At 72.3% G+C, this 2,991-nt stretch carries 2 protein-coding genes; one reads left to right on the top strand and one right to left on the bottom strand.

The window, feature by feature from the left end; genetic code table 11:
* Positions 1-324 precede the first annotated feature (324 nt).
* Positions 325-2,097 (bottom strand): acetyl/propionyl/methylcrotonyl-CoA carboxylase subunit alpha, encoded by a 1,773-nt coding sequence (locus ACOV8S_RS16325; protein WP_448318538.1) that lies wholly within the window; start codon positions 2,095-2,097, stop codon positions 325-327.
* Positions 2,098-2,611: 514 nt separating this feature from the next.
* Between ACOV8S_RS16325 and ACOV8S_RS16320 the strand changes: the two genes are divergently transcribed.
* The coding region (locus ACOV8S_RS16320) for a hypothetical protein (RefSeq protein WP_448318537.1) at positions 2,612-2,991 on the top strand (380 nt) is incomplete at its 3' end.

Genomic DNA, 2,991 nt, shown 5'->3' with positions numbered 1-2,991 from the left:
TGCCGTTGCCGGGGCCGCGGCGGGGGCACGCGCCCGGGGGGCCGCAGCTTCGCGCCGCGTCCGTTCTCGGCGAGGGCGCCCAGCAGGAGCGGACGGCCGCCCGAGTGGCCGACATGCGGCGCCGCTGACTCCTGCCTCTTCGGGTGGCGCTCCCGTTCGCGGGGGCCCTCCTTCATCCTGCGGGCGATGGTGCCGTCCCCTGGGCGGCCCAGCCGCCCGCAGGGGTGCGGCCGTGTCCGCGGTGGCGGTGCGGACCTGGAAACGACGCCGCCCGCGCCGGTGGGGGCGCGGGCGGCGGGGTGGACGGGAGGCTCCCGGGGGAGGTCAGTCCTTGATTTCGCAGATGGGGGCGCCGGAGCTGATGGAGGCGCCGATCTCCGCGGAGAGCCCCTTCACCGTGCCGGACCGGTGCGCATTCAGCGGCTGCTCCATCTTCATGGCCTCCAGGACGACGATCAGGTCGCCCTCCTTGACCTCCTGGCCCTCCTCGACCGCGACCTTGACGATCGTGCCCTGCATGGGCGAGGCGAGCGTGTCACCGGACGCGGCCGGCCCGGACTTCTTCGCGGCGCGCCGCTTCGGCTTGGCGCCTGCCGCGAGCCCCGTGCGGGCCAGGGACATGCCGAGCGAGGAGGGCAGCGAGACCTCCAGCCGCTTGCCGCCGACCTCGACCACGACCGTCTCGCGGTCGCCCTCGTCGTCGCCCTCGGCGTCGGCCGGGGCCGCGAACGGCGGGATCTCGTTGACGAACTCGCTCTCGATCCACCGGGTGTAGATGGTGAACGGGTCCTCGGAGCCGGTGAGCTCCGGGGCGAACGCCGGGTCCCGGACCACCGCGCGGTGGAACGGGATGGCGGTGGCCATGCCCTCGACCTTGAACTCGTCCAGGGCGCGCGCGGCCCGCTGCAGGGCCTCCTTGCGGGTGCGGCCGGTGACGATCAGCTTGGCGAGCAGGGAGTCCCAGGCCGGGCCGATGACGCTGCCGGACTCGACGCCCGCGTCCAGGCGGACACCCGGGCCGGACGGCGCCTCGAACAGCGTGACGGTGCCCGGCGCGGGCAGGAAGCCGCGGCCCGGGTCCTCGCCGTTGATGCGGAACTCGAAGGAGTGACCGCGCAGTTCGGGGTCGCCGTAGCCGAGCTCCTCGCCGTCGGCGATGCGGAACATCTCGCGCACCAGGTCGATGCCGGCGACCTCCTCGGTCACCGGGTGCTCCACCTGGAGACGGGTGTTGACCTCGAGGAAGGAGATCGTGCCGTCCGCGCCGACCAGGAACTCGACCGTGCCGGCGCCGACGTAGCCGGCCTCCTTGAGGATGGCCTTGGACGCCGCGTACAGCTCCTCGACCTGCGCCTCGGAGAGGAACGGCGCGGGGGCCTCCTCCACCAGCTTCTGGTGACGGCGCTGCAGGGAGCAGTCACGGGTGGAGACCACGACGACGTTGCCGTGCTTGTCGGCGAGGCACTGGGTCTCGACGTGACGCGGCTTGTCCAGGTACCGCTCGACGAAGCACTCGCCCCGGCCGAAGGCCGCGACGGCCTCGCGGACGGCGGAGTCGTAGAGCTCCGGCACCTCGTCGAGGGTGCGGGCGACCTTCAGGCCGCGGCCGCCGCCGCCGAACGCCGCCTTGATGGCGATGGGCAGGCCGTGCTCCTTGGCGAACGCCACCACCTCGTCGGCACCGGACACCGGGTCCGGGGTGCCGGCGACCAGCGGGGCGCCCGCGCGCTGCGCGATGTGACGGGCGGCCACCTTGTCGCCGAGGTCGCGGATGGCCTGCGGCGGCGGACCGATCCAGTTCAGCCCGGCGTCGATCACCGCCTGCGCGAACTCCGCGTTCTCGGACAGGAAGCCGTAGCCGGGGTGGATCGCGTCCGCGCCCGAGTCCGCGGCGGCCTTGAGCACCTTGGCGATGTCCAGGTAGCTGGTCGCCGGGGTGTCACCGCCGAGGGCGAACGCCTCGTCCGCGACCCGCACATGCAGAGCGTCCCGGTCGGGTTCGGCATATACGGCCACGCTCGCGATACCGGCATCCCGGCACGCCCGGGCGACGCGGACTGCGATTTCGCCACGGTTGGCGATGAGCACCTTGCGCACGATTGAGGCTCCCTCCTTGAAACAAGCCGAGTTTAGGGACTGCCGACACGTCACTACGACCCGTACACAGTGGTGAGCTTGCCCACACGGAGTGTGAAACGAGGGCCTGGCGGCGGGTGCCGAACCGTGAAATCCCTTGTAGCACCGGACGGTGCGGGACTCCCCCCGGAAACCCTAGCCCGGCGATGTGGCCCAGGTCTCTGTAAAGCCACGCCGCCGCAGGCCGTGTTTCTTTGTCGGGTCCCTACGAACACCTCGTTGAATCTTTGCGGTCGTCGGAACTCTTGTCGCTTCTCTTACCCGTGAGTAACGTTCACGCCGCCTGGGGAAGTACCCCGGGTAATACGCCGGGCGGGCCAATGGGAGCCTTGCGGAGGGCTCTTCCAGCCCCAGGGCACGGCGGAATCAGCGGAAGTGGGTGGGGCCGGTGGTGCGCAGGACGGTGGGCTTCGTCCTGGCGTTGGCGATGTTCGCCGAGGCGGCCGGGGTGGCGTGGCTCAACTGGTTCTTGGCCATGATGGTGCAGAACCAGCAGATGTCGCTGGCGGGCCTGGACCCGGACATGGTGGCGCGGTCGTCGCGCATCGGGGCGGTGCTGTTCGCCCTCTTCTTCGTGGGGTGCGGCGTGCTGGTCGTGGTCTCCGCGGTCCGGAACCGCGCGCCGGGACGGTTCGGCACGGGGCTGCTGGTGACGGTGGCCGTGGTGCACGGCGTCCTCGGCGCGGCGGCGTTCGCGCTGGTGGGGGTGAAGGCGTTCGCGGCGCTCGCGGCGGTGCTGGTGCTGATCCTGCTCTTCCTGTCCTCGCCGGGGCGGCCGCGGGCCACCGGCCCCGACGCCGCCTCCGGCCCCGGGGCCGAGCAGCCGCCGGCGGCACCGTCCGACCCGGCCCCGGC

Source organism: Streptomyces sp. CO7 (genome assembly GCF_053474865.1).
Note: the sequence above shows the minus strand (reverse complement) of the source record. Positions and strands in the feature narration are given on the sequence as shown.